This is a genomic window from Marivita hallyeonensis (assembly GCF_900129875.1).
Classification (GTDB): domain Bacteria; phylum Pseudomonadota; class Alphaproteobacteria; order Rhodobacterales; family Rhodobacteraceae; genus Marivita; species Marivita hallyeonensis.
Genome location: NZ_FQXC01000004.1, coordinates 483,038 through 505,838, shown reverse-complemented (window position 1 = coordinate 505,838; position 22,801 = coordinate 483,038). Strand labels below are relative to the sequence as shown.

Sequence of the window (22,801 nt, the reverse complement as noted above, 5' to 3'; positions counted from 1 at the left end):
GAGACCCCATGTTGAAGGCAAGTGAAGGAGGATGCGATGTTGAGGCGCAATTTTTTCCAAGGTGCAGCGGCCTTTTTGGGGCTGTCGGCGTCACCGAAAGCCATCGCCGCGGCGGAAGGCAATTTCGAAGTGACGCGATCCGAGGCCGAATGGAAGGCGATGCTGACGTCTCTTGAGTACCGTGTGATGCGGGAAGAGGGGACTGAACGTGCATTCACATCCCCGCTCAACGATGAAAAGCGCGCTGGCATATTTCACTGCAAAGGGTGCGACCTGCCGCTCTATTCCTCGGAGCACAAATATGACAGCGGCACAGGATGGCCGAGTTTCTGGCAGGCGCGGAGTAATGCCATCGGAACCAAGCCTGACCGGTCGTTCTTTATGGTGCGCACGGAATGCCACTGCCGGCGCTGTGGCAGTCATCTGGGTCACATCTTTGACGATGGGCCGCAAACTACCGGCAAGCGGCATTGCATCAATGGGGTGAGCCTGACGTTCCGCGCAGCCTAAGCGCCTCGCGCGCCCAGTCCCAGCTGCATCACCGATGTGCGCACCGGTTTGAGGGTGTAGAGCGCGTCCAATCCCTTGGCGCGCAAGTCCCGCAGCGGTTGTGCGCTGAGCATCGATGTCCGGTTGAGCAGCGTGATCCCCGCGACGCGCGCCCGCACGTCGGCAATCCGCTTGTTGTGGTATGCGTCGAGCATCTTGCGGCTGCCGATGTCGTCGCCATGTGTGCGGGCCAGGTCGCGCAGCACACGCAGGTCGGTCAGGCTCATGTTCAGCCCCTGCGCCCCGATCGGCGGCACAACATGTGCAGCTTCGGCGACAAGTGCGATCCGCTCACCACTCAATCGATCCGCCTGCTGACTGATGATGGGCCAGATGCTGCGACGCGAGGCCAGTTTCAACGGGCCGAACAGGCTGCATGACCGTGTTGTCATCGCGTCTTCGAATGCGGCCTCGTCAAGCTCGGCCAGCGCCTGCGCCTTGGGGCCTTCCTCCATCCAGACGATGGCGGACGACGGGCGACCGTCTAAGTCGGGCAGCGGTACGAAGGTGAAGGGCCCCCCCGTCCGGTGGATCTCGGTCGAGACATTCTCGTGCGGGATCGGATGCGTTACAGCAAAGGCCAATGCTTTCTGGCCGAACCGTGTGGTCTGGACCCCGATGCCCGCCGCCTGCCGCATTGGCGACCCGCGCCCATCCGCGGCGATCACCAGTTTGCAGCGAACTTTCGTCCCATCGCTCAGCCCGACGCGCGCCTCGGCCTCACGGGTGAAAAGCGATGTTGTCGATGTGCCAGGCCTGAAAGCAACATTGGGCACGCGTTCGAGGTGTTTGACGAATTCCCGTCGTAGGAGCCAGTTCGGCAAGTTCCATCCGAACGGGAGGTCAGAGATATCAGACGCGTCAAAGGACTTGTTGACCCGCGGTGTGGGTGTATCGCCCCCCGCATCCACAATGCGCATAATCTGAAGCGGCATCGCATGGTCTGCAAGATGCGACCACAGTCCGATTTCTTCGAGAAACGCTTGAGCGGGCTGCAGAAATGCTGTCGTGCGAAGGTCCGCGCCATCCGCGTCGCGGTCTGTGACCGGCGGTGTCGGATCGACACAAAGGACCGAGTAGCCTTCAGTACCAAACGCTGCGGCGGCTGCGAGACCGGCAATGCCGCCGCCAGATACGACGATGTCATACTGCATGCCGAGATCCTTCACCTGTGGTCCGGTATCTGCTTAACGCGAGACCCGGCAAAGCGCGATGCGTCAGGAGTGCCGTTGCGTCTATTTCCCGACGGTTATGAGGACAAGTACCACCATGATCACAGGCACAAGCGCAAGCGCGGTCAGGCTAAGCGCGACAAGACCCCATTGCGAAACAGCGAATGCCAGCGCGGCTATCAGGACAGCGAGCAAAAGGAAGACTGCCTGCGGCTTGCCCTCTTTGATGGCCTCGATAACGGGTTCGAACGCGGATGCGGTGCCACGGGAAAACCCGGGATCGGAAACAGACATTTGATACTCCTCTTTTTCTGATTGAGGACATAGTCGGCGATTGCCTGACTAAAACTGTCAAATTGCCGCAAGCGCGAATTCCGGGTCTCACGTCAAGCGCGCAAGAAACGCGGCCAGGTCATTGGTATGGTGATGGATATGCGGCGCATCATGCGGTTCGTCGGCGACATGGACCGTCTGCATGCCCATGTCATGCGGTGCTGCCAGGTTGCGCGGCTCATCTTCGAACATCGCTGCGGTTGTCGTATCCACGCCATCGCGGCCAAACACGCGCTCGAACGCGGCGCGCTCGGGTTTTGGTTTGAAGTCTGCATGTTCGACCCCATAAATCGCGTCGAAGATCCCGTTCAACCCGCGCGCTGCGAGCACGCGTTCGGCGTAGGGGGCCGAGCCGTTCGTATACACGATCTTGCGGCCGGGAAGCTGCTTGATGAGATCGGCGAGGTAAGGGTCTTCGGGCAGTACCGAAAAGTCGATATCGTGCACCTCGTAAAGGTATGGTCCGGGATCGACATCATGTTCCTGCATCAGCCCGCTGAGTGTTGTGCCGTACTGCTTCCAGTACTTGACCCGGAGGTGATCTGCCTCTGCCCGCGTCACGTTCAACGCATCCATCACGAATTTGGTCATACGCACTTCGATCTGATCGAAGAGGCGGATGGCTGGCGGGTAAAGGGTGTTGTCCAGATCGAACACCCAGTGCCGCACATGTTTGAAGGCTGATTTCACCATGTTGCGGAACGTAGGGCCCGGCAGTGCCGCGCGCAATGGCTCTGCTTGCCTCTTTTGGGGTCAGGGCGCTATCCTTCTGAAGACGTTGGGAGGATACGTGACATGAAAGATGCAAAGCCACCGCAGAAGGACGCGTATACCTCGATCCTTGAGGCGATTGACGTCGGCGTGTACCGCCCCGGCGATCGCCTTGTCGAAAGCGATCTGGCCGAGCGCTTTGGCATGTCGCGGACGCCGATCCGGGAAGCCTTACAACGGCTTGAGACGCAGTCCTTGCTGACGCGAGACGGGCGGTCCCTTATCGTGGCGTCGCTTGATCACAACCAGATGGCAGAGCTTTATGTCGTTCGGACAGAGCTTGAGGGCCTTGCCGCACGGCTGGCGGCACGCCACGCCACGGATGAAGAGGTGCAAGTCCTGCGCGACATGGTCGAAGCCGACCGCGCCTTGCTGGAAGACCCGTCAGCGCTCGCACGGGCCAACCGACGGTTTCACAAGCAAATTCACCTCGCCTCGCACAACCGCTTTCTGGTTCAGCAACTCGACCTTGTGCATCGGTCGATGGCGCTCATGGCCACGACATCTCTGGCCGCTCAGGGTAGGGGAGAGATTGCCCTTGCCGAACACCAGGCCATCGTCGATGCCATCAGTGCACGGGATGAGGACGCGGCGTACCAGGCGCTGCGGGACCACATTTCGGTGGCCTTCGTGACCCGCCTCAAGCTCGACTCGCTGGCGCACGAAAACAGCTAGTTGACCGAACTGTGGATGTCGCCACCGGGCGTGTCGGGTGACGACATGCCGTGTTTCGTCTTGTCCCAGTAAAACGGGTTCATGACCAACTCTGCCAGCGCCTTGTACGCTGCGAACACACCCATTGGGTGGTAGAACATCATCATCGGCACCCATTGCATCAGCTTTTCATGCTGTGTGCGCGCGACTGCCGCGAAGCCAATCATCAGCGAGATGAGTTCCGTCATCAAAAAAAGGGCCAGAAGGCCCTTCATCCAGTCGCTTGGGAAGACGTCCATGAAGGGCGTCGATAGCCCGAAAAACACCAACCAGAAGGACCAGAGTGCCGGGGCCAGGGTGAATTGCAGGATGCTGGTCAGGAAGAACAGCTGAAAGCCCACGAATTTCTTCGTTCCGACCTCGCGCCAATGGCGGAAAGGTCTGCGCATGTGGACGATGTAAGTGATCATGTAACCCTTGAGCCAGCGCGATCGCTGCTTGATCCACGGGATCATCCGGTTGTTCGCTTCCTCTCGGGTGACCGTCGGCAAGAGGATTGTCTGGTAGCCGAACCGGGCGAGGCGGACGCCGAGATCAGCATCTTCGGTGACATTGTGGGCATCCCACGCGCCGACCTCCTGCAGCGCGTGGCGGCGCAGGTAGACCGTGGTGCCGCCGAGCGGAATCTGCAGACCAATCCGCGCGGCACCGGCGAGGATCACACGGAACCAGGTGGCGTATTCGATAGTGAAGCACCGGGCAATCCAGTTGGATCTGGTGTTGTAGAAATCCAGGATGCCCTGCACGCATGCGACCTCTTTCGGCGCTGCGTGGAACGCTTCCACCACACGCTCGATCTGATCTGTCGCCGGCGCATCCTCAGCGTCCAGAATGCCGACAATGTCGCCGCGCGTGAACTTGAACGCGTAGTTCAGCGCGCGTGGCTTGGTCCGAATGCGCCCGTCGGGAACCTCGATCATCCGCATCCAACTGGGCAGCGACTGGTCCTCGATCATACGCTTGGTGTGCTTGTCGAATTTCTCGACAATCAGCACCACGTCCATGAGCGCCTTGGGATAAGTGAGCCGGTTCAACCGCGCGATCAGTTCGTTTGCGATCCTCTCCTCGCGATACATCGGTACCATGATGCTGACGACTGGGTGTTCATCAAGTGGAATGGCCTGCGGGTTCTTGATGGGTTTGCGGTAGCCGACGAACAACATCACGACCTTGAACAGCGAACAGGCCACGACATTGGTGATCGCAACTGTCGTGATCCCGATGAAGAAGGCACGTGGAAACAGAAAGATCAACGCGAGGCTGACCCCGAAGAACAGGCTTGCCGCAATGGCCCTTCGCAGTGTCATCTTGTTGATGTCGCGGCAGCTCAGGTCCTTGTCGACGCGTGACTCCGCGTGTTCGACAAGGTCTTCGCCGAAGACGTCGCTGATCGCGTTTTGAAGTTCGGCTTCGGGCAGATAGGCAAAGACGATCGGACCGATCGCGTCTTCCACGACATGGCGCAGCTGTCCCGGAAAGTCGCGATGTGCCGTGGCGACAAGTGTCGCACTGCCGACCTTGTCCCAGGGCAGCACAAGGTTTTCGAGGCAGAATTCCGGTGACAGGGCGTGATCGAGATCGCGTGTTGGCGGATGATCCACCGGATCGAGTTGCCGCCGCGCCGATGCCAGCGCTGTCGCGCGATCGATCACGCGATCTTCACGCGACACTGTCTCACGCGGTTCGGTGGCGAACCGGTCACTTGGCTTCATCACAAATGGCGAAGCCGATTTTTCTGGTGCGGACAGGACCATGTCACCCCCGGGAGCAGCTCGGGGGTATCAAGACGTTAAACGGTTAAATGACCGTTAATGCCGTCAAGCGCTGGATGCCTTTTCGCGGTCCATCGAAGCCGCGAAACGTTCGAAAAGATAGAAGCTGTCCTGTGGACCAGGGCTGGCCTCGGGGTGCTGCTGGACCGAGAAAACCGGCCGATCCTCCATCCGAATACCGCAGTTCGATCCGTCGAAAAGGGACACATGTGTTTCCAGCACTCCGGTCGGCAGGGTCTGGCTGTCCACCGCAAACCCGTGGTTCATCGAGGTGATCTCGACCTTGCCGGTCTCGATTTCCTTCACCGGATGGTTCGCCCCGTGATGCCCGTGGTTCATCTTTACTGTTTTCGCACCGAGCGCCAGCGCAAGCATCTGATGACCAAGGCAGATTCCGAACATCGGCAAATCCGTCTCGTTCAAAATCTGTTGGATCATTGGCACGGCGTATTTCCCTGTCGCGGCAGGATCACCAGGACCGTTGGATAGAAACACGCCATCCGGGGAATGCGACAGCACGTCCTCTGCCGTTGCGGTTGCAGGCAGCACCGTTACATCGCAGCCCGCGCTCGCCAGACACCGCAGAATGTTACGCTTCGCGCCATAGTCGATTGCCACGACCTTGTGCTTCGGATCGGTCTGCCGTGCATAACCGTCAGGCCACGCCCAGCGCATCTCGTCCCAACGGTAGGATTGCGCGCATGTGACATCCTTGGCGAGGTCGAGACCTTCAAGGCCGGGGAATGCTCGGGCTTTCTCGACCAGCGCTTCCAGATCGAACTTGCCCTCTGGGTTATGCTCCAGCGCGACATGGGGCGCACCTTGCTGGCGGATCGCGCGGGTCAGGCGCCGTGTATCGACACCCCCAATTGCAATACGCCCGCGCGCGGACAACCATTCACCGAGTTCCTGCGTCGCGCGCCAGTTCGAGCTTTGCGTCGGCATCCATTTGACAACCATGCCTTCGGCAACCGGATCGCCGGTTTCATCGTCATCCGGGTTCACGCCGACATTGCCGATATGGGGGAAGGTAAAGGTCACGATCTGTCCCGCGTAGGACGGGTCTGTCATGATTTCCTGATACCCGGTCATCGCGGTGTTGAAGCACAGCTCCGCCACCGCCGTGCCCGTTGCACCAAAGCCCTGACCGTAGAAGATCGTCCCGTCCGCCAGCGCGAGACAGGCCGTAGGTGTGTCATTCGAAAGCTGGGACATGGCGCGACTCCGCTGGGTAAAATCGACCGGAACCTACGGGGGCGCAGGCCTGTGGTCAAGGTTCCAGAGGAATTGCGATTTTCAATAAAAACAAAGATTTAGGTAGGCGCGTGTTGGCTTGCGTCCCAGCGGGGCTTTTCGTAATGTGCGCCTTCGAACAACCCGAGGATGGGACGTCATGGACCTTCGCACACGGATTACCACGTCGATCAAGCAGGCGATGCGCGACAAGGACAGCGCGCGTCTTTCAACGCTTCGCCTGGTCAACGCCGCCATCAAGGACCGCGATATCGCGGCGCGCGGCACTGGCAATGACGATGGGGTCTCTGACGCCGAAGTGCTTGCGATCCTTGATAAAATGGCCAAGCAGCGCAAGGAATCGGCGACCACCTACGAAGAGGGTGGGCGGCTTGATCTTGCCGAGCGGGAACTGGCGGAAATTGAGGTGATCGAGGAATTTCTGCCGCGCAAACTCTCCGATGACGAAGTGGCGGGCGCAATTGACGCTGCCGTGACCGAGACCGGTGCGTCCTCGATCCGTGACATGGGCCGCGTCATGGGCGCTTTGAAGTCCAGATACACCGGTCAGATGGATTTCGGCGCGGTCGGTCCGATGGTGAAAGATCGGTTGTCGAACGCCTGAGGTCTTGTGCCGCGTCTGACAGTCGCCGTCAGACGCCCAGCCGATCCCGCATCGCGTACCATGACATTGCCAGAGACAGGATCGGCGTGCGAAACATGCCGCCGCCGGGAAACGGCGTGTGCGGGATGTCATTGAAAGCGGCAAAGCCCTCCGAGGGTCCTCTGGTGGCCTCGGCAAGAAGTTTTCCGGCCTGAATGGCGTTGCCGACACCGTGCCCGGAATAGCCTGAGGCGGACAGAATGTTGGGGCGAACCCGGGTGAGGAAAGGCATACGTTTGATGGTGATTGCCAGTGTGCCACCCCAGGCGTAGTCAATCTTCACATCGCGCAAATGCGGGAAGATGGTGGTCATGGGCTTGCGGACCAAGGCCGAAATGCCTTTCGGAAAGCGGTAGCCATAGGTCTCACCGCCGCCGAAAATCAGGCGCTTGTCATGGCTCAGACGGAAATAATTCACAACGAAACGCGAATCCGCAACAGCGACGTCCTGTGTCAGAACCTTCTTGGCTGCGTCGCCCAATGGTTCGGTCGCGACAACGTAGTTGTTGATCGGCATGACGCGCGACGCGACGCGCCGTTCGAGCGAGCCGAGATAGCCATTGGCGGCGAGGATCACGTGATCAGCTTCGACATGCCCCGCATCCGTGCGCACCGTCACTTTTTGCCCGTGTTTGATGTCGTGGACATGGCTGCGCTCGTGAATCCGGACGCCTGCCGTTTGAGCCGCCTTTGCCAGCCCCAGCGTAAGCCGCAGCGGATGCAGATGCGCTGCGCCCATGTCGAGTGTGCCGCCTTTGTAGTCCGGGGACGGGCAGAGTGCGTGAAAAGCCTCGGAATCCAGCGGTTTGATCTTGGTGTAGCCATAGCGTTTTTGCAGGTGCTCGGCATAGCCATGTAGCTCGTCCACTTCGGAGCGGCGTGATCCGGCCCAGGCAATACCGTCTTTCAGGTAGCAGTCGATCTGATGGGTCTGCACCAGTTGGCGCACAAGCGCTTTCGCATCCTCGCCGAGGTCCCAAAGCCGACGCGCAGCCTCTTTCCCCACCATCTTCTCGAGTGTGATCTGGTCCTGCCTCTGACCCGATCCCAACTGGCCGCCGTTTCGACCCGAAGCGCCGAAGCCGACCCGGTGCGCGTCAAGAAGAACGACATCCGCACCCATCTCAGCCAGATGCAACGCTGCCGAGAGACCGGTGAAGCCTGCACCGATTATGCAGACATCGGCCTTTGTGGCGCCTCCCAATGGTGGGAACGGATCCAGCGGCGTCGCGGTCGCTGCGTACCAGCTTTGGGGATATTCACCGCGCCGGTCGTTGCTGAAAAGCAGGTTCATATCTTCTCTGGTTCAAAAATATCTCGGGGGTTTGGGGGCAGAGCCCCCAAGTGTCACACGTTCAACAACAGGTGTTCCCGCTCCCACGGAGAAATGACCTGCAGGAATTCCTCGTATTCCGCGCGTTTGACGATCGCGTAGACGCGGCAGAATTCTGGGCCAAGCACATCGTGCAGCGCTTTGGCCTCGTCAAACAACAGCAGCGCTTGTCCAAGAACCTGAGGGATATCTGCATCGCCCTCATACGCATCGCTTTTGAATTGCTTGGACGGGCGACGCTCCTCCATCAAGCCGAGATAGCCGCAGGCCAGCGACGCCGCGATCCCAAGATACGGATTGCAATCCATCCCCGCGAGACGGTTTTCCACCCGGCGGCTTTCGGGGCCGGAAAGAGGAATGCGGATACCGGTGGTCCGGTTGTCCCGACCCCATTCCAGATTGATCGGCGCGGCGTGTTCTTTCACGTAGCGGCGGTAGCTGTTCACGTATGGCGCGATCACCGCAATCGCCGCTGGCATATACGTTTGCAGGCCACCGATGAAATGAAAGAACGCATCCGTCTCGCCACCCTGCGGGCCCGAGAACAGGTTCCGCCCTGTCTCCATGTCCATGATCGAATGGTGGATATGCATGGCACTGCCAGGTTCGTTCTCGATCGGCTTCGCCATGAAGGTCGCAAAGCAATCATGCCGTAGAGCCGCTTCTCGGATCAGTCGCTTGAAGTAGAACACCTCGTCGGCAAGCTTGACCGGATCGCCGTGGCGCAGGTTGATTTCAAGCTGCCCGGCTCCGCCTTCCTGCGTGATGCCGTCGATCTCGAATCCTTGCGCTTCGGCGAAGTCGTAGATGTCGTCGATAACCGGGCCGAACTCGTCAACGGCGGTCATCGAGTATGCCTGGCGCGCCGCCGCGGGGCGGCCCGAACGCCCCATCATGGGCTCGATCGGTTTTGCCGGATCGAGGTTGCGGGCGGTCAGGAAGAATTCCATTTCGGGTGCGACGACCGGTTCCCATCCCTGATTACGATAGAGTTGAACCACTCGTTTCAAAACGTTGCGGGGCGCGTAGGGCACGGGTCGGTCCTTGCGATCAAAGGCATCGTGAATGACCTGCAATGTCCAGTCGCCCGTCCAAGGTGCGGCGGTCGCGGTGCTCATGTCCGGCTTCAGGATCATGTCACGTTCAATGAAACCGCCATCGGCGTCGTCAGCGGCTTCGCCCCAGTCGCCAGTGATGGTCTGAAAGAAGATCGAGTCCGGCAAATGAAAATACTTCTGGCGCGCGAACTTTGAGGCAGGCACCGCTTTGCCTCGCGCGATGCCCGGCAGGTCCGCGATCACGCATTCCACCTCGTCCAACCGCTTGCCTTGCAGATAAAGCGCGGCCGGATCGGGAAGGTTCACTGTCCAGTCATTCATGAGAGACGTCCTTCGCGGAAAAAGGTGGCGAATTGTCGGGCCATGCGCTGGTTGCTGAGCGGTTGGCCCATACGGGTCTGCGCGGCCTCCATCAGATCGTCTGGCACCACGCCTTTGCCGCGCGTATCGATTAGACCCTGAATGAAATCGTCGCCATACTCCGGATGCGGTTGCACGGTGAATGCCTTGCCGGGATAAAGCAGGGCGGCATTGGCGCAATAGTTGCTGGTCCCGACAACCTCGGCCCCTTGCGGGGCTTCGATCACCTGATCCTGATGCCAGGCATTAAAGGTCAGTACCTCGTCACCGATCGTATAGTGGTGCTGGCCGACGACCCAGCCGCCTTCGAATTTGTTGACCTTGCCGCCGAGTGCCTGCGCGATGATCTGGTGGCCGAAGCAGACGCCGATCAGCGGCCGTTCCGCCGCGACGATATCGCGGATGAGTTGCTCCAGAGGTGGGATCCAGTCGTGATCCTCGTAAGCACCGTGTTTCGATCCGGTGATCAGCCAGCCATCGGCGTCTTCCGGACCATCGGGAAAGACGTGCTGCACCACCGACCAGCTCTGGAAGGTGAAGCCGTTGCCGTCGAGCAGCCTTTCAAAAAAAGCCGGATACTCGCCGAAGTCATCGACAAGCTCATCAGGCGCAAGGCCGGTTTGCAGGATCCCGATTTTCATGTGTCACCAAAGGGGTTCAGTCAAAGAGTTAAGTGATGCTTTGCCTTACGGCAAGGCGGCGGTCATACCGTGTCGAGGTAGATCTCCACCCGTTCGGCGGGTGTGAGCTCGTTCATGTAGTGGATTTCCTGGGTCTTCGTCAGAACCAGGTTTCGGATCAGTTCAGGATCGAAAATGCGAGGCATCAGGGTGCTTTTCTCGAACGCGGCGACGGCGGTCGGCCAGTCGCCTGGAATGCGCGGCAGATCGAGCGCGTAGGCGTTGCCTTTGACCGGTTCAGGCGGATCTTTTGCATCTTCGATCCCGGTGAGCGCCGCGCCGAGGATGACCGCAAGCGTCAGGTACGGGTTTACATCGCCGCCTGCCACACGATGTTCGATCCGACGCGCTGCCGGGCTGCCCGATGGCACGCGGATCGCGGTTGTGCGGTTCTCGTAGGCCCAGGCGATCCCGGTCGGTGCGTGCGATCCCGGAACGAGGCGGTCATAGCTGTTCATATGCGGCGCGAAGAGCAGTGTGCTGTCATACATACCGTTCATGCAGCCCGCGATGGCGTGTCGGAGTGTGTCCGTGCCCTTTGGCCCACCATCGTCGAAGACGTTGTTCCCGTCCTCATCCAGAAGCGAGAAATGCGTATGCATGCCCGAACCGGAATAGTCCGGATAGGGTTTCGCCATGAAAGACGCCGCAAAGCCGTGACGGCGCGCAAGTCCCTTGACCAGCATCTTGAAGAGCCACGCATCATCCGCCGCACGCAAGGCGTCGTCACAATGCATCAGGTTCATTTCGAATTGGCCGAGCCCGGCCTCGGAAATCACAGTATCAGCCGGAATGTCCATCGCTTCGCAGGCATCGTAGAGATCGGTGAAGAAGCGGTCGAACTGGTCGATCAGGCGGATCGACAGGATCTCACCGGCTTTGCGCCGCTTGCCCGACCGCGGAGAGGCGGGCACCTGCAGGTTGCGTGTGCTGTCGTCGATCAGGAAGAATTCAAGCTCCATTGCTACTACCGGTGTCAGCCCGCGCGCCTTGTAGCGCTGCACCACCGTATTCAACGCATGGCGGGGGTCTCCGGCGTAGGGCTTGCCACTGTCGTGATACATCCAGAGCGGCAAGAGCGCGCTGGGTGCTTCAAGCCATGGCATGGGAACGAACCCGCGCCCGGTCGGCCAGAGCACTCCGTCTGCATCGCCCGCTTCGAAGACGAGCGGGCTGTCGTCGATATCTTCGCCCCAGATGTCGAGGTTCAGCACCGAGAGCGGAAACCGCGTTCCGCCCTCGATGGCCTTGTCTGCGAACCTCGCCGGAACACGCTTGCCCCGCGCCTGACCATTCAGGTCCGAAGCCGCGACGCGGATCGTGCGCACCTCGGGATTTTTGCGAAGCCAATTTCGAATATGGGTATCCATGGGAACCATGATGTGAAAATTTGATCAAATTCAGAGATAGGCGCCCGACACAGCGCGACGCAAGGGGAATTCAGCGGATGACGTTCATCTTGAGCTTCATCTTCGTTCGCGCGTCCTGCGGAAGATGACGATTGAGGCGACGATTGATCAAGCCGAACACACCGATGATGCACAACGTCAGCAGGATGAAATAGAACGCAAGGATCGGGTAGGGGATGAACGGGTTGAACGTCTTGTCGGCAAAGAAATTCGCGTAGTAAAGCGCGTCGCCCCTCTGCTGCCATGCCGGGAAGCCGGAAAAGTAGACAAGTGTCGTGGCGTGGAACAAAAAGATCGCTTCGTTCGTGTAACCGGGCCACGCCAGCCGCAGCATCGTCGGCCATGTGATCCGTTTGAACCGTGACCACCCGGACATGCCATACGCATCCGCCGCTTCAATGTCGCCTTTGGGCACGGATTGCAGCGCGCCGAAAAAGATCTCTCCGGAATATGCGGCGGTGTTCAAAAACAGGACGATCAGCGCGCCGAGCCACGCAGAGGTGAACGGATCAAAGAACGGCGACACCGGCTTCAACGTGAGAAACAGGAAATAAGCGAAGAAGAACTGGATAAAGAGGGGCGAGCCCCGGAAGACAAAAATGAACCAAGCGCTCGTCTTCTGAATCAGCCAGTTGTTGGACGCCTTTCCAAGCGCCACCGCAGTTGCCAAAAAGAACCCGGCACACAACGCCACAACACCGAAATAGATGTTCCAGATCATCCCCGAGCCGATGAGCGTGAATTGCTGACAAAGAGTGAAGCCCTCGCGCGGCAACATACGTTCACCGATCCCGATGGAACGCAATCCGTAGTCGGCGATGGTCTCCCAGCAACTCATGCTCGGGGCCTCCGTATGAGGCACCGCGCCTGTGGCAGCGTTCGCAAAGCGGGCGCGCTCCGACTCCATTGGGACGATGCAGAAAGAGGGATCATGCCGCTGCCTTTCGCTGCGCTTCGCCAGCCATGGTGGCCTGCCCATGCGTGAGCTTCAGCATCAGCTTGTCGAGCACGATCTCTGACACCCGCGTGAAGGCGAGGTAGAAGACCAACAGAAACAGGAAATACCACATCCGCCAGTCAGGATGCGGGTAGTCCGTGAAGCGCGCGGTTTTCGCGCCGCCAAGTTCTCGTGCCCAGTAAACGATATCCTCGACGCCAAGAAGAAAAAGAAGGGGTGTCGCTTTGATAAGGACCATCCAAAGGTTCGACAGGCCAGGCAACGCAAAGACCCACATTTGCGGCACGAGAATGCGCCAATAGACCTGGCGCTGGGTCATCCCGTAAGCCTCGGCTGTTTCCAGCTGGGTGCGGGGGACAGCGCGCATCGCGCCATAAAGCACATTGGCCGCAAATGCGCCGAACACGATGGCGAAGGTCAGGACGGCAAGGAAGAACCCGTAGGTTTCATGTACCCATTGCGGGGCATTGCCGAGCGGCAGTTTGGCGATGTCGCAGACGACGAAATCATTGCCTTGCCAAATGTTGTCGGTCCACTCCGGACATTTCCATTCGTGCCGCAGCCATTCGAAAAAGATGTCGAGTGCCAACACGAAGAACAGGAAAAACGCGATATCCGGCACACCGCGCACCACGGAGATATAGCCTTTGCCGAACCAGCGCAGAGGCGCGATTTTCGACCGTGCCATCGACGCGCCGCCGAACCCGAATGCCAGCGCCGCAGGGGCCGTGATGGCCAACAGCAAAAGCACGGTGCCGAACGACCAGTAGAACGCCATGTGCTTTCCGGTCGTGAGGTAACACGCCATCCAGCGGAGGCTATCGAGCGTGTCGGGGTCTGTGCAAAAGCTGAAGATGGCGAGCCTCTGGCGCGGTCAGAGTGGCATATTTGGAAAAAGAAGAAGGGGACAGGGTGGCGCCCCCTTCGACCGTAGTGCTTAGAACGTGGCCGAGCCGGGCAGCCACTTTTCAATCAGCGCGTTGAGGGAGCCGTCATCCTTCATGCTCTGAATCGCGGCAGAGAACTTGTCGCGCAGCTCTGTGTCACTTTCGCGGACACCCATGCCGATGCCGCCGCCAAGCAGCACGTCTTCGCCCACGATCGCCACGTCGGCGTTCTCTTCGGCGATCGGCGTCAGGTAGCCTTTGTCAGCGAGGACAGCGTCGGCCTCACCGCTGCGGACGGCGGCAATCGTTTCGTCCGGTGTGGCAAACTCGACAAGCGTCGCACCGGAGGACGCGATATGCGCCGCCTGAATGGTGCCTGCCTGCGCCGCGATCACGCCGCCTTCGAAGTCGACATCCGCACCTTCGAGGGCGAGGTAGGCGGACGGGTCGGGCTGGGTGTAGTTTTGTGTGAAATCAATGACTTCATCGCGCTCGTCTGTGATCGACATGCCTGCGATGATGGTGTCGTAGTTGCCCGATACGAGATTGGGGATGATGCTGTCCCATTCGTTCGTGACCCATTCGCAGGTCAGTTCGGCCCGCGCGCAAAGCTCATCGCCGAGTTCACGCTCAAACCCGTCCACTTCACCGGCATCGTTGATGAAATTGTACGGAGGGTAGGCGCCTTCGGTGCCCATGCGGACGACCGAATGGCTGCCCGCAAGCGCGACGGTGGCCGTGATGGCCAGAGCGGCAGTGCCCAAAAGGATGGTTTTCATGGTGGTTACTCCCTGATTTTGAGTGGTTATTCGGCCATTGTGGAGGAGAGAAACCCCCGAAGCCGTTCTGATTTGGGCGCGCCGAACACGGTGTCGGGCGCGCCTTCTTCTTCGATGAGACCCTGATGCAGGAACACGACGTGGTTGCTCACATCGCGGGCCAGTTTCATGTCATGCGTGACGATCAGCATCGTGCGGCCTTCGGCGGCGAGATCCTTGATGACCTTGACCACCTCCTGTTCGAGCTCGGGATCGAGCGCCGACGTGGGTTCGTCGAACAAAAGCGCTTCCGGCTCCATGCAAAGCGCCCGCGCGATGGCTGCTCGCTGCTGCTGACCGCCGGAAAGCTGCGCCGGATAGACATCGCATTTGTCACCGATGCCCACCTTGTCGAGATAGCCGCGCGCGGCCTGTTCGACTTCGGACCGGTCGCGACCCAACACGGTGAGCGGCGCTTCCATCACGTTCTGCAGGATCGTCATGTGGGACCACAGATTGAACTGCTGGAACACCATGCTGAGGTTGGTGCGGATCCGCAGAACCTGTTTCGGGTCGCTCGGATGCCGACCAAGACCCGAGCCTTTCCACGACACCGCTTCACCTTTGAACAGAATGTCGCCCTGCTGGCTGTCCTCCAGCAAATTGGCGCAGCGCAGGATCGTGGATTTGCCCGACCCGGAGGAGCCGATCAGGGACACGACGTCCCCGCGATGCGCCGAGATATCGACGCCCTTGATAACCTCAAGGGTGCCGTACTGCTTGTGCAGGTTCCGAATGTCGAGGACGGGGGTGTCTGTCACTGGGCGGCGTTCATTGTTTCGCTAACGTCGCGGGCGACCTTGACGCCAAAACCTGTCTTTATGCAAACGAAAACCAGCGATTGGCATCAGGACTGGCAAAGTGACGATGCGTCAGGCAGGCGGTGGCGCCGGATTAGGCAGCGTATGGTATTGCGCTTCCTCCAACACGCAAAACGCCATTGGTCCACCCATGAGATACGGGTCCTCTGGCGTGAAACCCGTCGTCGCGGCGCCCAGGGCGGAACGCAGGGGTGCCGGGTCAACGCCCTTCGCGGCGATGAGCGGCAATCCCGGCGTCGCATCCGTGTGGCCAAGTACATGAACTTGCTGCGCGCGGGGGTCAAAGCGCTCCAGCAGCCGCCATGTGACCGCATCGATATAGGCGATATCGGCCCGTCCTTCGGCAACGGCCGCAAGCGAAGTCGCGTGCGACCCGGTTTCAAGAAACCCGGAAAAACGCGGTGGACGGGCGAATGGCCGCTCGCTTTGCGACACTGCCCATCCCGACTGGCTGTCGGCGGCATTGTAGGCAAGTCGCAGGTTGCCCGTTCGCGTCATGACGTTTGAATCAGAGCCCGCGATGACGCAGGAATAATAGTGCCCTGCGGGGCAGTCCAAGTTGAAGTCCAACGTCCCGATGTACTGGACCTTTCCCTTCAACGCAGTGCGGAAGGGCAGGCCGCAGGTCATCGACAGGGCAAGGTCCGGTGCCGTCCAATGCGCGTACAGATCGGACGGGAGATCATTCGGCGGTGTCAGATTGGGCAAGGCAATGCCTTCCTCCGCTGCGCAATCTTGTAACACCGACCAGAACGCCCGCCACATCTCTGCGTTCTCAGCCCGCCAGTACATCGGCAGGCTGGCTATTGTCATGCGTTCTCGACGCGTTGGCGGGCAAGCGCGCTGTCGCGGTCGTTGATGCCAAGCAGTTTGGAGACCAAACGCAACAATGCATCCTCTTCCGCCTCGCGCACACCGTCTGCCAGAACGACCTGCCACAGCGCCTCTATGACGCCGATCCGGTCTTCGTAAGGCACGGCGTCCTTGATGGCAGACGTAAAGCGCACCGTATCCGGCGCTTCATCTTCCAGCACCTCAGCATCACTGCGCAGCTTGGTCGCTTCGAATGGCGACAGGCCGTACCGGGCCGACGCGATCTTGTCGATACGGGACTTTTCACTCTGATCGTAATTGCCGTCGGTTCGCGCGACACGCACAAGCAAGGCCGTCAGGGCCAAACGGGCGTCGGAATCGGGCAAAGGGGCGGGGTCGGGCGCGGTCAGCCGCTTCAGGAATTCACCAAACATGAGGGTGATATATGCCGGACCCGCTGCTTCGCCAATGGGTTTTAGCCCGAGAGGTCTTTGACGGCGAACAGAATGTCATCGATTGCGATCCCACCGGGGTCGGTGGTCTCGATGGTCACAGCTGCAACGCCGTCGTCGTTGCGCCATCCCAGCGACATGACCCCGTGGGTCAACCCAAGCGTCACACGGGCCAATAGCCGCGCATCGGCATCGTAAAAGGTGACCTGTGCTGTGTGTGGCTCCGGGCGCTGCCCCAGAGGGTCGGGGTATTCGGCATGCAGTCGAAATCCAAACGCGAACTGCGGGTCATCGAAGGCCAAAGCCATACTTCCCTCACCGCGCCCATCCGCACTTGCGAAACCGGCAGGGCCGAGGGGGAACAGCGCGTTGGATTGAAACCCCTCGTGATAGGCGATGGTCAGGTTGTGGCCCGGTTGCCCAGATGTGACCTGCGGCGGCGCACTGGGGTGCCCAGCCAGGCGATCGAACCGCCCGTGTGCGGTCTCTGTCACCACTGCGTTTTGGCCAAGCAGCCTCTCCGCGACGGACAAACCCGGTGCTCGCCAGTGATAATCGAAGGCGATGCCCGGCTCGGGCGTGCGCGGCACAGTGTCGAAGGTTTCGATCCTGTGCGGCAGGCTTCGCAGGCTGTCGAACGACACCGGTCTCATCTCACCGGCGAAAGCGATCTGCGGCAATAGCAGACACAGAACGGCGGCGCGGATCATCGTAGTTTGTCGAATAGTTTGCTGAGAGACTGAAGCTCTGGCTCCAATCCGTAGGGCGGGTTCACGACGAACAGACCCGAACCGACCATCCGGTGGCCCTCGCGCGCTGGTGGGAATGCCACCTCGTGGGTCAGTGCGTCCGGATGCGCCTCCCGCAGTGCCTTGAGCATTGGCGCATGCAGGTTCGACGTGAGGATCGGGTACCAGATCATGACGGTTCCGACATTCCATTTCCGCGTGATTGCGGCCAACCATTTCGGCAAGGCCGCGTACTCTGCCTTCACCTCGTAGGACGGATCGACCAGCATCAACCCGCGTCGCGGTGTCGGTGGGCACAGGCTTTGCGCCAGTTCGAGGCCGTCCTGTCGGTAAACATGCACGTTTGGCCCGGCGAGGTTGTCACGCAAAGCGGTGTACTCTTGCGGGTGGAGTTCTGCGAGATGCAGCGTGTCCTGCGGGCGCAGCAAAGCCCCGGCGATAGCAGGCGACCCGGGATACCGGTCATGGGCATCGAGCGCCCTGCGGTACGGGTGATCCGGCGCAAAATGGGCGCGCAGCCGGGCAATGCCTTGCGCCGCCTCATTGGTTTTCAGCGCCTCAGGGGCGGTGAGGTCGTAGAGACCACGGCCGGCATGGGTCTCGATATAGGTGAGCGGCTTGTCCTTCCGGGTGAGATAGTCCAGCGCCACGGCAAGCAGTGCGTGCTTGTGAACGTCCGCGGCATTCCCGGCATGGTAGAGATGTTGATAGGACAGCATCCCCCACTGATAGGCGAGAATGCGCCTGTCGGGTAGAGGCAGAGATTGATCGGACTCCGCAAAAGGCTAATTCTTCAGAGCTGGGTTGACGTTGCGTAATCTTGTGATCGGCGGCGTGTTGCCCGGTCCCCGAAATGCTCGGGGCTTCGGAAGGCGCGGACCCGCGTCCGGCGCCTTCGTTCAACTTTGGGAGGATATGATGTTGACACGCACTCGAACCCGATCCGCGTCCTGGCTCGCGTCGGCTCTTGCAGGTACGGCGTTTCTGACGGTGCCGGCTCTGGCACAAACCGGCATGAACACCAGCGCTCTGGAACACACGGTTGTTTTGGATGAGCTAGACAGCCCTTGGGACATGGCGTTCCTTGAAGATGGCACGATGTTCTTCACCGAAAAATGCGATGGCCTGTCCGTCCGCTTGCCGTCGGGAGAGGTGAACGCCTTGCTCGGCATGTCGGGCAGCAGCGACTACGCCAGCACGGCGGAGGATCTGTTCTGCGACGGTCAAGCTGGTATGAACGGTGTCGCGGTCGATCCTGATTTTGCAGAGAACCGCCGCATCTATGTCTACTCCACGTCGAACCTGTCTGATCCGCAGACCAACCGTCTGATGCGCCTCACCGTCAGCGAGGATTTCTCCAACGTCTCGGACCGCACCGACATCGTCGACGACGTGCCGTACAAGACCGCAGCGTCGGATCACCCGTTCGGCGGCACTGGCGCACATAATGGGGGGCGGGTGCGCTTTGGTCCCGACGGGTTCCTCTACCTGACCACCGGTGACACCCATAATGGCGAGGTGCCGCAAAGCCCGGCGATCATGGGCAGCAAGGTCATCCGCATCGACACTGACGGAAACGCTGCGCCCGACAACGCACCGCCCGAAGGGTTCGACCCGCGCACCTTCACTTACGGCCACCGGAACGTGCAGGGCATTGCGTTTCATCCCGAAACCGGCCAGCCCATCGTGGCAGAGCACGGTCCCTGGCATTCGGACGAGATCACACCGCTGGTGAACGGCGGCAATGGCGGCTGGGACCCGCGTCCGAACATGTCCGGACGAGGTGACTGCCCGGACAACTATTGCGGCTACATGCCCAACCAGAACGAAGGCATGAACCGCTTCGAACGCGCGGCCTTTATGCCGATGACCGATTTCGACACCTATCCCGACGCCATGCCCCCCATTTGGGAAAACAACGGCTGGTCGCGGGGGACGTCCTCAGCGGCCTTCCTCGAAGGCGAGGCCTGGGGCGATTGGGACGGCGCAATGGTCGTCGGCATCATGGGCATCGGCTTTGGCGGCACGCCGATCGGTCAGCGGATCGACGTGATCCATCTGGTGGAAGAAGGCGGATCGCTCATCGTGGAGGACGTGACCGAGATGACATTGCCAATGGAATCGGCGCGCTTCCGCTCGGTCGTGCTCGGCCCCGATGGCAGCCTCTACACGGCGGTGGACGAGGGCCAGATCCACAAGCTCACGCCGCCGTCCAACTGATCTCTGAACCTGGGGTGAGCCTTCGGGCTCATCCCGTCGCCGTCGCGTCGATCCAGTTCAGGAAGCTCTCCGAGCCATCCGCGATCTCAACCACCCAGAGCGCCGGTTCGTCATAGGGGTGCTCGCGCAGGATCAGGTCCTTGAGCTTCGGATACGCCGCGCGGCTCGTTTTGAACATCACCCGGATTTCCGCCTCTTCCTGTATGCCGTTCCACTCGTAGACCGAGGTGATGGGCTGGATTTGCACACACGCTGCCAGTTTCGCCTCGACCACTTTGCGGGCGAGGGCTTTCGCAGTTTGGTCATCGTCGAGCGTCGTGTAGGAGAGAAGGGGCATGGCAGGCCTTTTGGTGGGTTGGAAACCCACCCTACGCCAGCGATAAGCGCAGCGCCAAGGCGCGAATAGCACCGAAGGGGCCGCGCCATCGCCAGGCCGCCCGGACGGGCTGGCGATTTGGTTGGGCTAGGCAAAACGTTCGTTCTGCGCGCGGGTTTGGCCGGGATAAAGCGCTGTCGTTCAGAGGTTGGATCGCCATCCCGCGGTCTGGCGATGGCGCATTGGTCATGAAAACACTGCTTAGCCCAGACCGGTGTTGCAACCTCATATTAAATGGAGCCACTCTTTTGTGCCTTACGTACTTCTAAGCATACGTCACTCACAATCTGGCTTGGATCATGGTCCGATAGCCCAGTCCACTGTAGCATGAACCGCCGATTGTTTTCCTGCACCTCCAATGCGATGCTGGCAGGTAAGAAAAGACACCAATCCAACAGAAGCGAGCAGTAGCCCAAGTCACCGTAGCGAGGCCAAGGCGGAACATGTAGCTTATCCAAGACCATTTCAGTACTGCCCTTGAATTCGACAGTTGTCTCAACCGGTTTTGGATGAACAAGTTCGTGCCTTTTTTCACTTAGAAATCCTAAGACCAGAATGATTTCGCTGTGGTGTATGCAACGAATGCCGCTGGCCTTAAGAAGTTCTCTAGTTCTATCTTTCAGTGATCCGTCTCTTCGTTGAACAATCTTTCGAATTTTATGGACTTCGGTCTCAGACGCCGAACGCAAAAAGTACGCATTAATAAATGCTTCTAGCCCCATTGCGGCTGAAAGAAACGCCAGCATGCCAAAGTTTCTTGCGAAATCTGCATCGACGGAGTCTTCCAATTGTAGCAATAGATTAAAGCTGTTCGTGAAATGGCGACTAGACAGCGAATAGGTTTGTTCGAACTCTAGCCCTTTCACGCTTACGTCAGAGCCGTTCTTATTCGCTCGTACTACCGACTCATTCTTGAGAAAAAACTCGTAACGATCTGCCAAAACTTCACACCAACCGCGACACATCCTTCGCCGCCCGGACAAAATCCTTGAACAACGGATGCGGATCAAACGGTTTCGACTTCAATTCCGGGTGGAACTGCACCCCGATAAACCACGGGTGGTCCGGCCATTCGACGATTTCCGGCAGGCGACCGTCCGGGCTCATGCCCGAGAAACATAGGCCCGCTTTCTCCAGATCGTCCTTGTATTTGATGTCGACCTCGTAGCGGTGGCGGTGGCGTTCGTCGATGGTGGTGGTGCCGTAGACCTCTGCCACCTTTGACCCTTCCGAAAGCACCGCGTCGTAGGCGCCAAGGCGCATCGTGCCGCCCTTGTCGTCATCGACCTTGCGGTTGACCTTTTCGTTGCCCTGCACCCATTCCTTGAGGTGATAGACCACCGGGGTGAAGCGTTTCTTGCCGGCCTCGTGGTCGAACTCCTCGGACCCGGCATCGGGCAGTTTTGCCACGTTCCGCGCGGCCTCGATCACCGCCATTTGCATGCCGAGGCAGATGCCCAGGTAAGGCACCTTGTGTTCCCGTGCGAACTGCGCAGCCTTGATCTTGCCCTCGGTGCCGCGTTCGCCGAAACCGCCGGGAACGAGGATCGCGTGGAAGCCTTCGAGATGCGGGGCCGGATCTTCGCGCTCAAAAATCTCGGCATCGACCCATTCGACGTTTACTTTGACCCGGTTCGCCATACCGCCATGGGTCAGCGCCTCGGCGATGGACTTGTAGGCATCCTCAAGCTGTACGTATTTGCCGACGATGGCGACGTTGACCTCACCCTCCGGGTTGTAGATCCGGTCGGCCACGTCTTCCCATTTCTCAAGGTTCGGCTTCGGGGCAGGGGTGATCTGGAACGCGTCCAGCACCGCCTGATCCAGCCCCTCGCGGTGGTAGGCCAGCGGCGCCTCGTAGATCGATTTCAAATCCTGCGCGGCGATCACGCTGTCGGGCCGGACGTTGCAGAAGAGCGCCAGCTTCTCGCGTTCCTTGGTGGGGATCGGCCCTTCGGAGCGACAGACGAGGATATCTGGTGCCAGACCGATGGAACGGAGTTCCTTGACCGAGTGCTGGGTCGGTTTGGTCTTCAGCTCACCCGACGCCTTGATGTAGGGCAACAGGGTCAAGTGCATGAAGATGCACTGTCCGCGGGGCTTGTCCTGACTGAACTGGCGGATGGCTTCAAAGAACGGCAATCCCTCGATATCGCCCACGGTGCCGCCGATTTCGCAGAGCATGAAATCGACCTCATCCTCGCCAATGGAAATGAAGTCCTTGATTTCATTGGTGACATGCGGGATCACCTGGATCGTTTTGCCAAGATAATCGCCGCGCCTCTCTTTCTCGAGCACGTTGGTGTAGATGCGCCCCGAAGAGATACTGTCGGTCTTGCGCGCAGGCACGCCGGTGAACCGTTCGTAGTGACCAAGGTCAAGGTCCGTCTCGGCCCCGTCATCGGTGACAAACACCTCACCATGCTCAAATGGCGACATCGTGCCGGGATCGACGTTCAGATAGGGGTCGAGCTTGCGCAACCGCACCGAGAAGCCCCGCGCCTGCAACAGCGCTCCAAGGGCTGCAGAGGCCAGCCCTTTGCCAAGGGAAGACACCACGCCGCCGGTGATGAAAATGAAGCGTGCCATGTGGTGAAACCTCCCGCGAAGCGCCTGTCAAACTTGCGTCCTGCACAGTCAAAACCACGCAGCATCACGG

24 protein-coding genes are annotated in these 22,801 nt (G+C 59.8%); 4 read left to right on the top strand and 20 right to left on the bottom strand.

The window, feature by feature from the left end:
- The first annotated feature begins 36 nt into the window (after positions 1-36).
- Positions 37-510, top strand: a complete 474-nt coding sequence (gene msrB, locus BUA42_RS15345; protein ID WP_072779163.1) for a peptide-methionine (R)-S-oxide reductase MsrB — start codon at positions 37-39, stop codon at positions 508-510.
- Here the strand turns inward: msrB and BUA42_RS15340 are convergent.
- The 3 genes from BUA42_RS15340 to BUA42_RS15330 all read right to left on the bottom strand — a co-directional run bounded on the left by BUA42_RS15340 (position 507) and on the right by BUA42_RS15330 (position 2,747).
- Positions 507-1,703, bottom strand: a complete 1,197-nt coding sequence (locus tag BUA42_RS15340; protein ID WP_072779162.1) for a UbiH/UbiF family hydroxylase — start codon at positions 1,701-1,703, stop codon at positions 507-509. The two genes, msrB and BUA42_RS15340, sit on opposite strands and share 4 nt — an antisense overlap.
- An 81-nt stretch (positions 1,704-1,784) precedes the next feature.
- Positions 1,785-2,015, bottom strand: coding sequence for a hypothetical protein (locus BUA42_RS15335; protein ID WP_072779161.1), 231 nt, complete (start codon positions 2,013-2,015; stop codon positions 1,785-1,787).
- Positions 2,016-2,102: 87 nt separating this feature from the next.
- On the bottom strand, positions 2,103-2,747 hold the full coding sequence (locus BUA42_RS15330; protein WP_072779359.1) for a pyrimidine 5'-nucleotidase: 645 nt from the start codon (positions 2,745-2,747) through the stop codon (positions 2,103-2,105).
- 102 nt (positions 2,748-2,849) lie between these two features.
- Between BUA42_RS15330 and BUA42_RS15325 the strand changes: the two genes are divergently transcribed.
- Complete coding sequence (locus BUA42_RS15325) at positions 2,850-3,500, top strand: GntR family transcriptional regulator (protein ID WP_072779160.1); 651 nt, start codon at positions 2,850-2,852, stop codon at positions 3,498-3,500.
- Here BUA42_RS15325 and BUA42_RS15320 read toward each other — a convergent pair.
- A complete protein-coding gene (locus BUA42_RS15320; protein ID WP_072779159.1) occupies positions 3,497-5,293 on the bottom strand; it encodes a glycosyltransferase in 1,797 nt (598 codons plus the stop codon). The two genes, BUA42_RS15325 and BUA42_RS15320, sit on opposite strands and share 4 nt — an antisense overlap.
- A 63-nt stretch (positions 5,294-5,356) precedes the next feature.
- Complete coding sequence (gene carA / locus BUA42_RS15315) at positions 5,357-6,526, bottom strand: glutamine-hydrolyzing carbamoyl-phosphate synthase small subunit (RefSeq protein WP_072779158.1); 1,170 nt, start codon at positions 6,524-6,526, stop codon at positions 5,357-5,359.
- 178 nt (positions 6,527-6,704) lie between these two features.
- Between carA and BUA42_RS15310 the strand changes: the two genes are divergently transcribed.
- Entirely contained in the window at positions 6,705-7,169 is a 465-nt protein-coding gene (locus BUA42_RS15310) for a GatB/YqeY domain-containing protein (RefSeq protein ID WP_072779157.1), read from the top strand.
- Positions 7,170-7,197: 28 nt separating this feature from the next.
- On the opposite strand, the gene BUA42_RS15305 is transcribed toward BUA42_RS15310, so the two are convergent.
- From BUA42_RS15305 to BUA42_RS15250, 12 genes are all read right to left on the bottom strand, one after another.
- Positions 7,198-8,502: an NAD(P)/FAD-dependent oxidoreductase gene (locus BUA42_RS15305; protein WP_072779156.1), complete on the bottom strand. Its 1,305-nt coding sequence runs from the start codon at positions 8,500-8,502 to the stop codon at positions 7,198-7,200.
- Positions 8,503-8,555: 53 nt separating this feature from the next.
- Complete coding sequence (locus BUA42_RS15300) at positions 8,556-9,920, bottom strand: glutamine synthetase family protein (protein ID WP_072779155.1); 1,365 nt, start codon at positions 9,918-9,920, stop codon at positions 8,556-8,558.
- Positions 9,917-10,600, bottom strand: a complete 684-nt coding sequence (locus tag BUA42_RS15295; RefSeq protein WP_072779154.1) for a type 1 glutamine amidotransferase — start codon at positions 10,598-10,600, stop codon at positions 9,917-9,919. The genes BUA42_RS15300 and BUA42_RS15295 overlap by 4 nt, the downstream gene beginning before the upstream one ends.
- A gap of 62 nt (positions 10,601-10,662) precedes the next feature.
- Positions 10,663-11,997: a glutamine synthetase family protein gene (locus BUA42_RS15290; protein ID WP_072779358.1), complete on the bottom strand. Its 1,335-nt coding sequence runs from the start codon at positions 11,995-11,997 to the stop codon at positions 10,663-10,665.
- An 82-nt stretch (positions 11,998-12,079) separates the two neighbouring features.
- Positions 12,080-12,886 carry an ABC transporter permease gene (locus BUA42_RS15285; RefSeq protein WP_072779357.1) on the bottom strand — a complete coding sequence of 269 codons (807 nt, stop codon included), beginning with the start codon at positions 12,884-12,886 and terminating at the stop codon, positions 12,080-12,082.
- 91 nt (positions 12,887-12,977) lie between these two features.
- Entirely contained in the window at positions 12,978-13,862 is an 885-nt protein-coding gene (locus BUA42_RS15280; protein WP_178346920.1) for an ABC transporter permease, read from the bottom strand.
- Between the two features lie 81 nt (positions 13,863-13,943).
- Entirely contained in the window at positions 13,944-14,672 is a 729-nt protein-coding gene (locus BUA42_RS15275) for a transporter substrate-binding domain-containing protein (protein ID WP_072779152.1), read from the bottom strand.
- 26 nt (positions 14,673-14,698) lie between these two features.
- The gene (locus BUA42_RS15270) at positions 14,699-15,472 is read right to left on the bottom strand and encodes an ABC transporter ATP-binding protein (RefSeq protein ID WP_072779151.1); all 774 of its coding nucleotides are present in this window, start codon (positions 15,470-15,472) and stop codon (positions 14,699-14,701) included.
- 111 nt (positions 15,473-15,583) lie between these two features.
- The gene (locus BUA42_RS15265; RefSeq protein ID WP_072779150.1) at positions 15,584-16,345 is read right to left on the bottom strand and encodes a phosphate/phosphite/phosphonate ABC transporter substrate-binding protein; all 762 of its coding nucleotides are present in this window, start codon (positions 16,343-16,345) and stop codon (positions 15,584-15,586) included.
- On the bottom strand, positions 16,342-16,779 hold the full coding sequence (locus tag BUA42_RS15260) for a tellurite resistance TerB family protein (protein ID WP_072779149.1): 438 nt from the start codon (positions 16,777-16,779) through the stop codon (positions 16,342-16,344). The genes BUA42_RS15265 and BUA42_RS15260 overlap by 4 nt, the downstream gene beginning before the upstream one ends.
- 41 nt (positions 16,780-16,820) lie before the next feature.
- Entirely contained in the window at positions 16,821-17,507 is a 687-nt protein-coding gene (locus BUA42_RS15255; RefSeq protein WP_072779148.1) for a hypothetical protein, read from the bottom strand.
- Positions 17,504-18,265 carry a 23S rRNA (adenine(2030)-N(6))-methyltransferase RlmJ gene (locus BUA42_RS15250; protein ID WP_072779147.1) on the bottom strand — a complete coding sequence of 254 codons (762 nt, stop codon included), beginning with the start codon at positions 18,263-18,265 and terminating at the stop codon, positions 17,504-17,506. Before BUA42_RS15250 ends, BUA42_RS15255 begins: the two co-directional genes overlap by 4 nt.
- A gap of 199 nt (positions 18,266-18,464) precedes the next feature.
- Here BUA42_RS15250 and BUA42_RS15245 point away from each other — a divergent pair, with 199 nt between their 5' ends.
- The gene (locus tag BUA42_RS15245) at positions 18,465-19,766 is read left to right on the top strand and encodes a PQQ-dependent sugar dehydrogenase (protein ID WP_072779356.1); all 1,302 of its coding nucleotides are present in this window, start codon (positions 18,465-18,467) and stop codon (positions 19,764-19,766) included.
- A 28-nt stretch (positions 19,767-19,794) separates the two neighbouring features.
- Here BUA42_RS15245 and cutA read toward each other — a convergent pair whose 3' ends face one another.
- The 3 genes from cutA to BUA42_RS15230 form a co-directional block, all read right to left on the bottom strand.
- Positions 19,795-20,103, bottom strand: a complete 309-nt coding sequence (cutA, locus tag BUA42_RS15240) for a divalent-cation tolerance protein CutA (RefSeq protein WP_072779146.1) — start codon at positions 20,101-20,103, stop codon at positions 19,795-19,797.
- Between the two features lie 269 nt (positions 20,104-20,372).
- On the bottom strand, positions 20,373-21,083 hold the full coding sequence (locus tag BUA42_RS15235) for a hypothetical protein (RefSeq protein ID WP_072779145.1): 711 nt from the start codon (positions 21,081-21,083) through the stop codon (positions 20,373-20,375).
- Between the two features lie 4 nt (positions 21,084-21,087).
- Positions 21,088-22,731: a CTP synthase gene (locus BUA42_RS15230; protein ID WP_072779144.1), complete on the bottom strand. Its 1,644-nt coding sequence runs from the start codon at positions 22,729-22,731 to the stop codon at positions 21,088-21,090.
- Positions 22,732-22,801 lie beyond the last annotated feature (70 nt).

Excerpts from the sequence above, each read along its gene's own strand:
- BUA42_RS15330 (WP_072779359.1), bottom strand. The coding sequence starts at position 2,747 with ATGGTGAAATCAGCCTTCAAACATGTGCGGCACTGGGTGTTCGATCTG.
- BUA42_RS15250 (WP_072779147.1), bottom strand. The coding sequence starts at position 18,265 with ATGCTGTCCTATCAACATCTCTACCATGCCGGGAATGCCGCGGACGTT.
- BUA42_RS15320 (WP_072779159.1), bottom strand. The coding sequence starts at position 5,293 with ATGGTCCTGTCCGCACCAGAAAAATCGGCTTCGCCATTTGTGATGAAG.
- BUA42_RS15335 (WP_072779161.1), bottom strand. The coding sequence starts at position 2,015 with ATGTCTGTTTCCGATCCCGGGTTTTCCCGTGGCACCGCATCCGCGTTC.
- BUA42_RS15255 (WP_072779148.1), bottom strand. The coding sequence starts at position 17,507 with ATGATCCGCGCCGCCGTTCTGTGTCTGCTATTGCCGCAGATCGCTTTC.
- BUA42_RS15265 (WP_072779150.1), bottom strand. The coding sequence starts at position 16,345 with ATGACAATAGCCAGCCTGCCGATGTACTGGCGGGCTGAGAACGCAGAG.
- BUA42_RS15245 (WP_072779356.1), top strand. The coding sequence starts at position 18,465 with ATGTTGACACGCACTCGAACCCGATCCGCGTCCTGGCTCGCGTCGGCT.
- BUA42_RS15325 (WP_072779160.1), top strand. The coding sequence starts at position 2,850 with ATGAAAGATGCAAAGCCACCGCAGAAGGACGCGTATACCTCGATCCTT.
- BUA42_RS15230 (WP_072779144.1), bottom strand. The coding sequence starts at position 22,731 with ATGGCACGCTTCATTTTCATCACCGGCGGCGTGGTGTCTTCCCTTGGC.
- carA (WP_072779158.1), bottom strand. The coding sequence starts at position 6,526 with ATGTCCCAGCTTTCGAATGACACACCTACGGCCTGTCTCGCGCTGGCG.
- BUA42_RS15295 (WP_072779154.1), bottom strand. The coding sequence starts at position 10,600 with ATGAAAATCGGGATCCTGCAAACCGGCCTTGCGCCTGATGAGCTTGTC.
- BUA42_RS15305 (WP_072779156.1), bottom strand. The coding sequence starts at position 8,502 with ATGAACCTGCTTTTCAGCAACGACCGGCGCGGTGAATATCCCCAAAGC.
- BUA42_RS15260 (WP_072779149.1), bottom strand. The coding sequence starts at position 16,779 with ATGTTTGGTGAATTCCTGAAGCGGCTGACCGCGCCCGACCCCGCCCCT.
- BUA42_RS15285 (WP_072779357.1), bottom strand. The coding sequence starts at position 12,886 with ATGAGTTGCTGGGAGACCATCGCCGACTACGGATTGCGTTCCATCGGG.
- cutA (WP_072779146.1), bottom strand. The coding sequence starts at position 20,103 with ATGCCCCTTCTCTCCTACACGACGCTCGACGATGACCAAACTGCGAAA.
- BUA42_RS15310 (WP_072779157.1), top strand. The coding sequence starts at position 6,705 with ATGGACCTTCGCACACGGATTACCACGTCGATCAAGCAGGCGATGCGC.
- BUA42_RS15275 (WP_072779152.1), bottom strand. The coding sequence starts at position 14,672 with ATGAAAACCATCCTTTTGGGCACTGCCGCTCTGGCCATCACGGCCACC.
- msrB (WP_072779163.1), top strand. The coding sequence starts at position 37 with ATGTTGAGGCGCAATTTTTTCCAAGGTGCAGCGGCCTTTTTGGGGCTG.
- BUA42_RS15300 (WP_072779155.1), bottom strand. The coding sequence starts at position 9,920 with ATGAATGACTGGACAGTGAACCTTCCCGATCCGGCCGCGCTTTATCTG.
- BUA42_RS15340 (WP_072779162.1), bottom strand. The coding sequence starts at position 1,703 with ATGCAGTATGACATCGTCGTATCTGGCGGCGGCATTGCCGGTCTCGCA.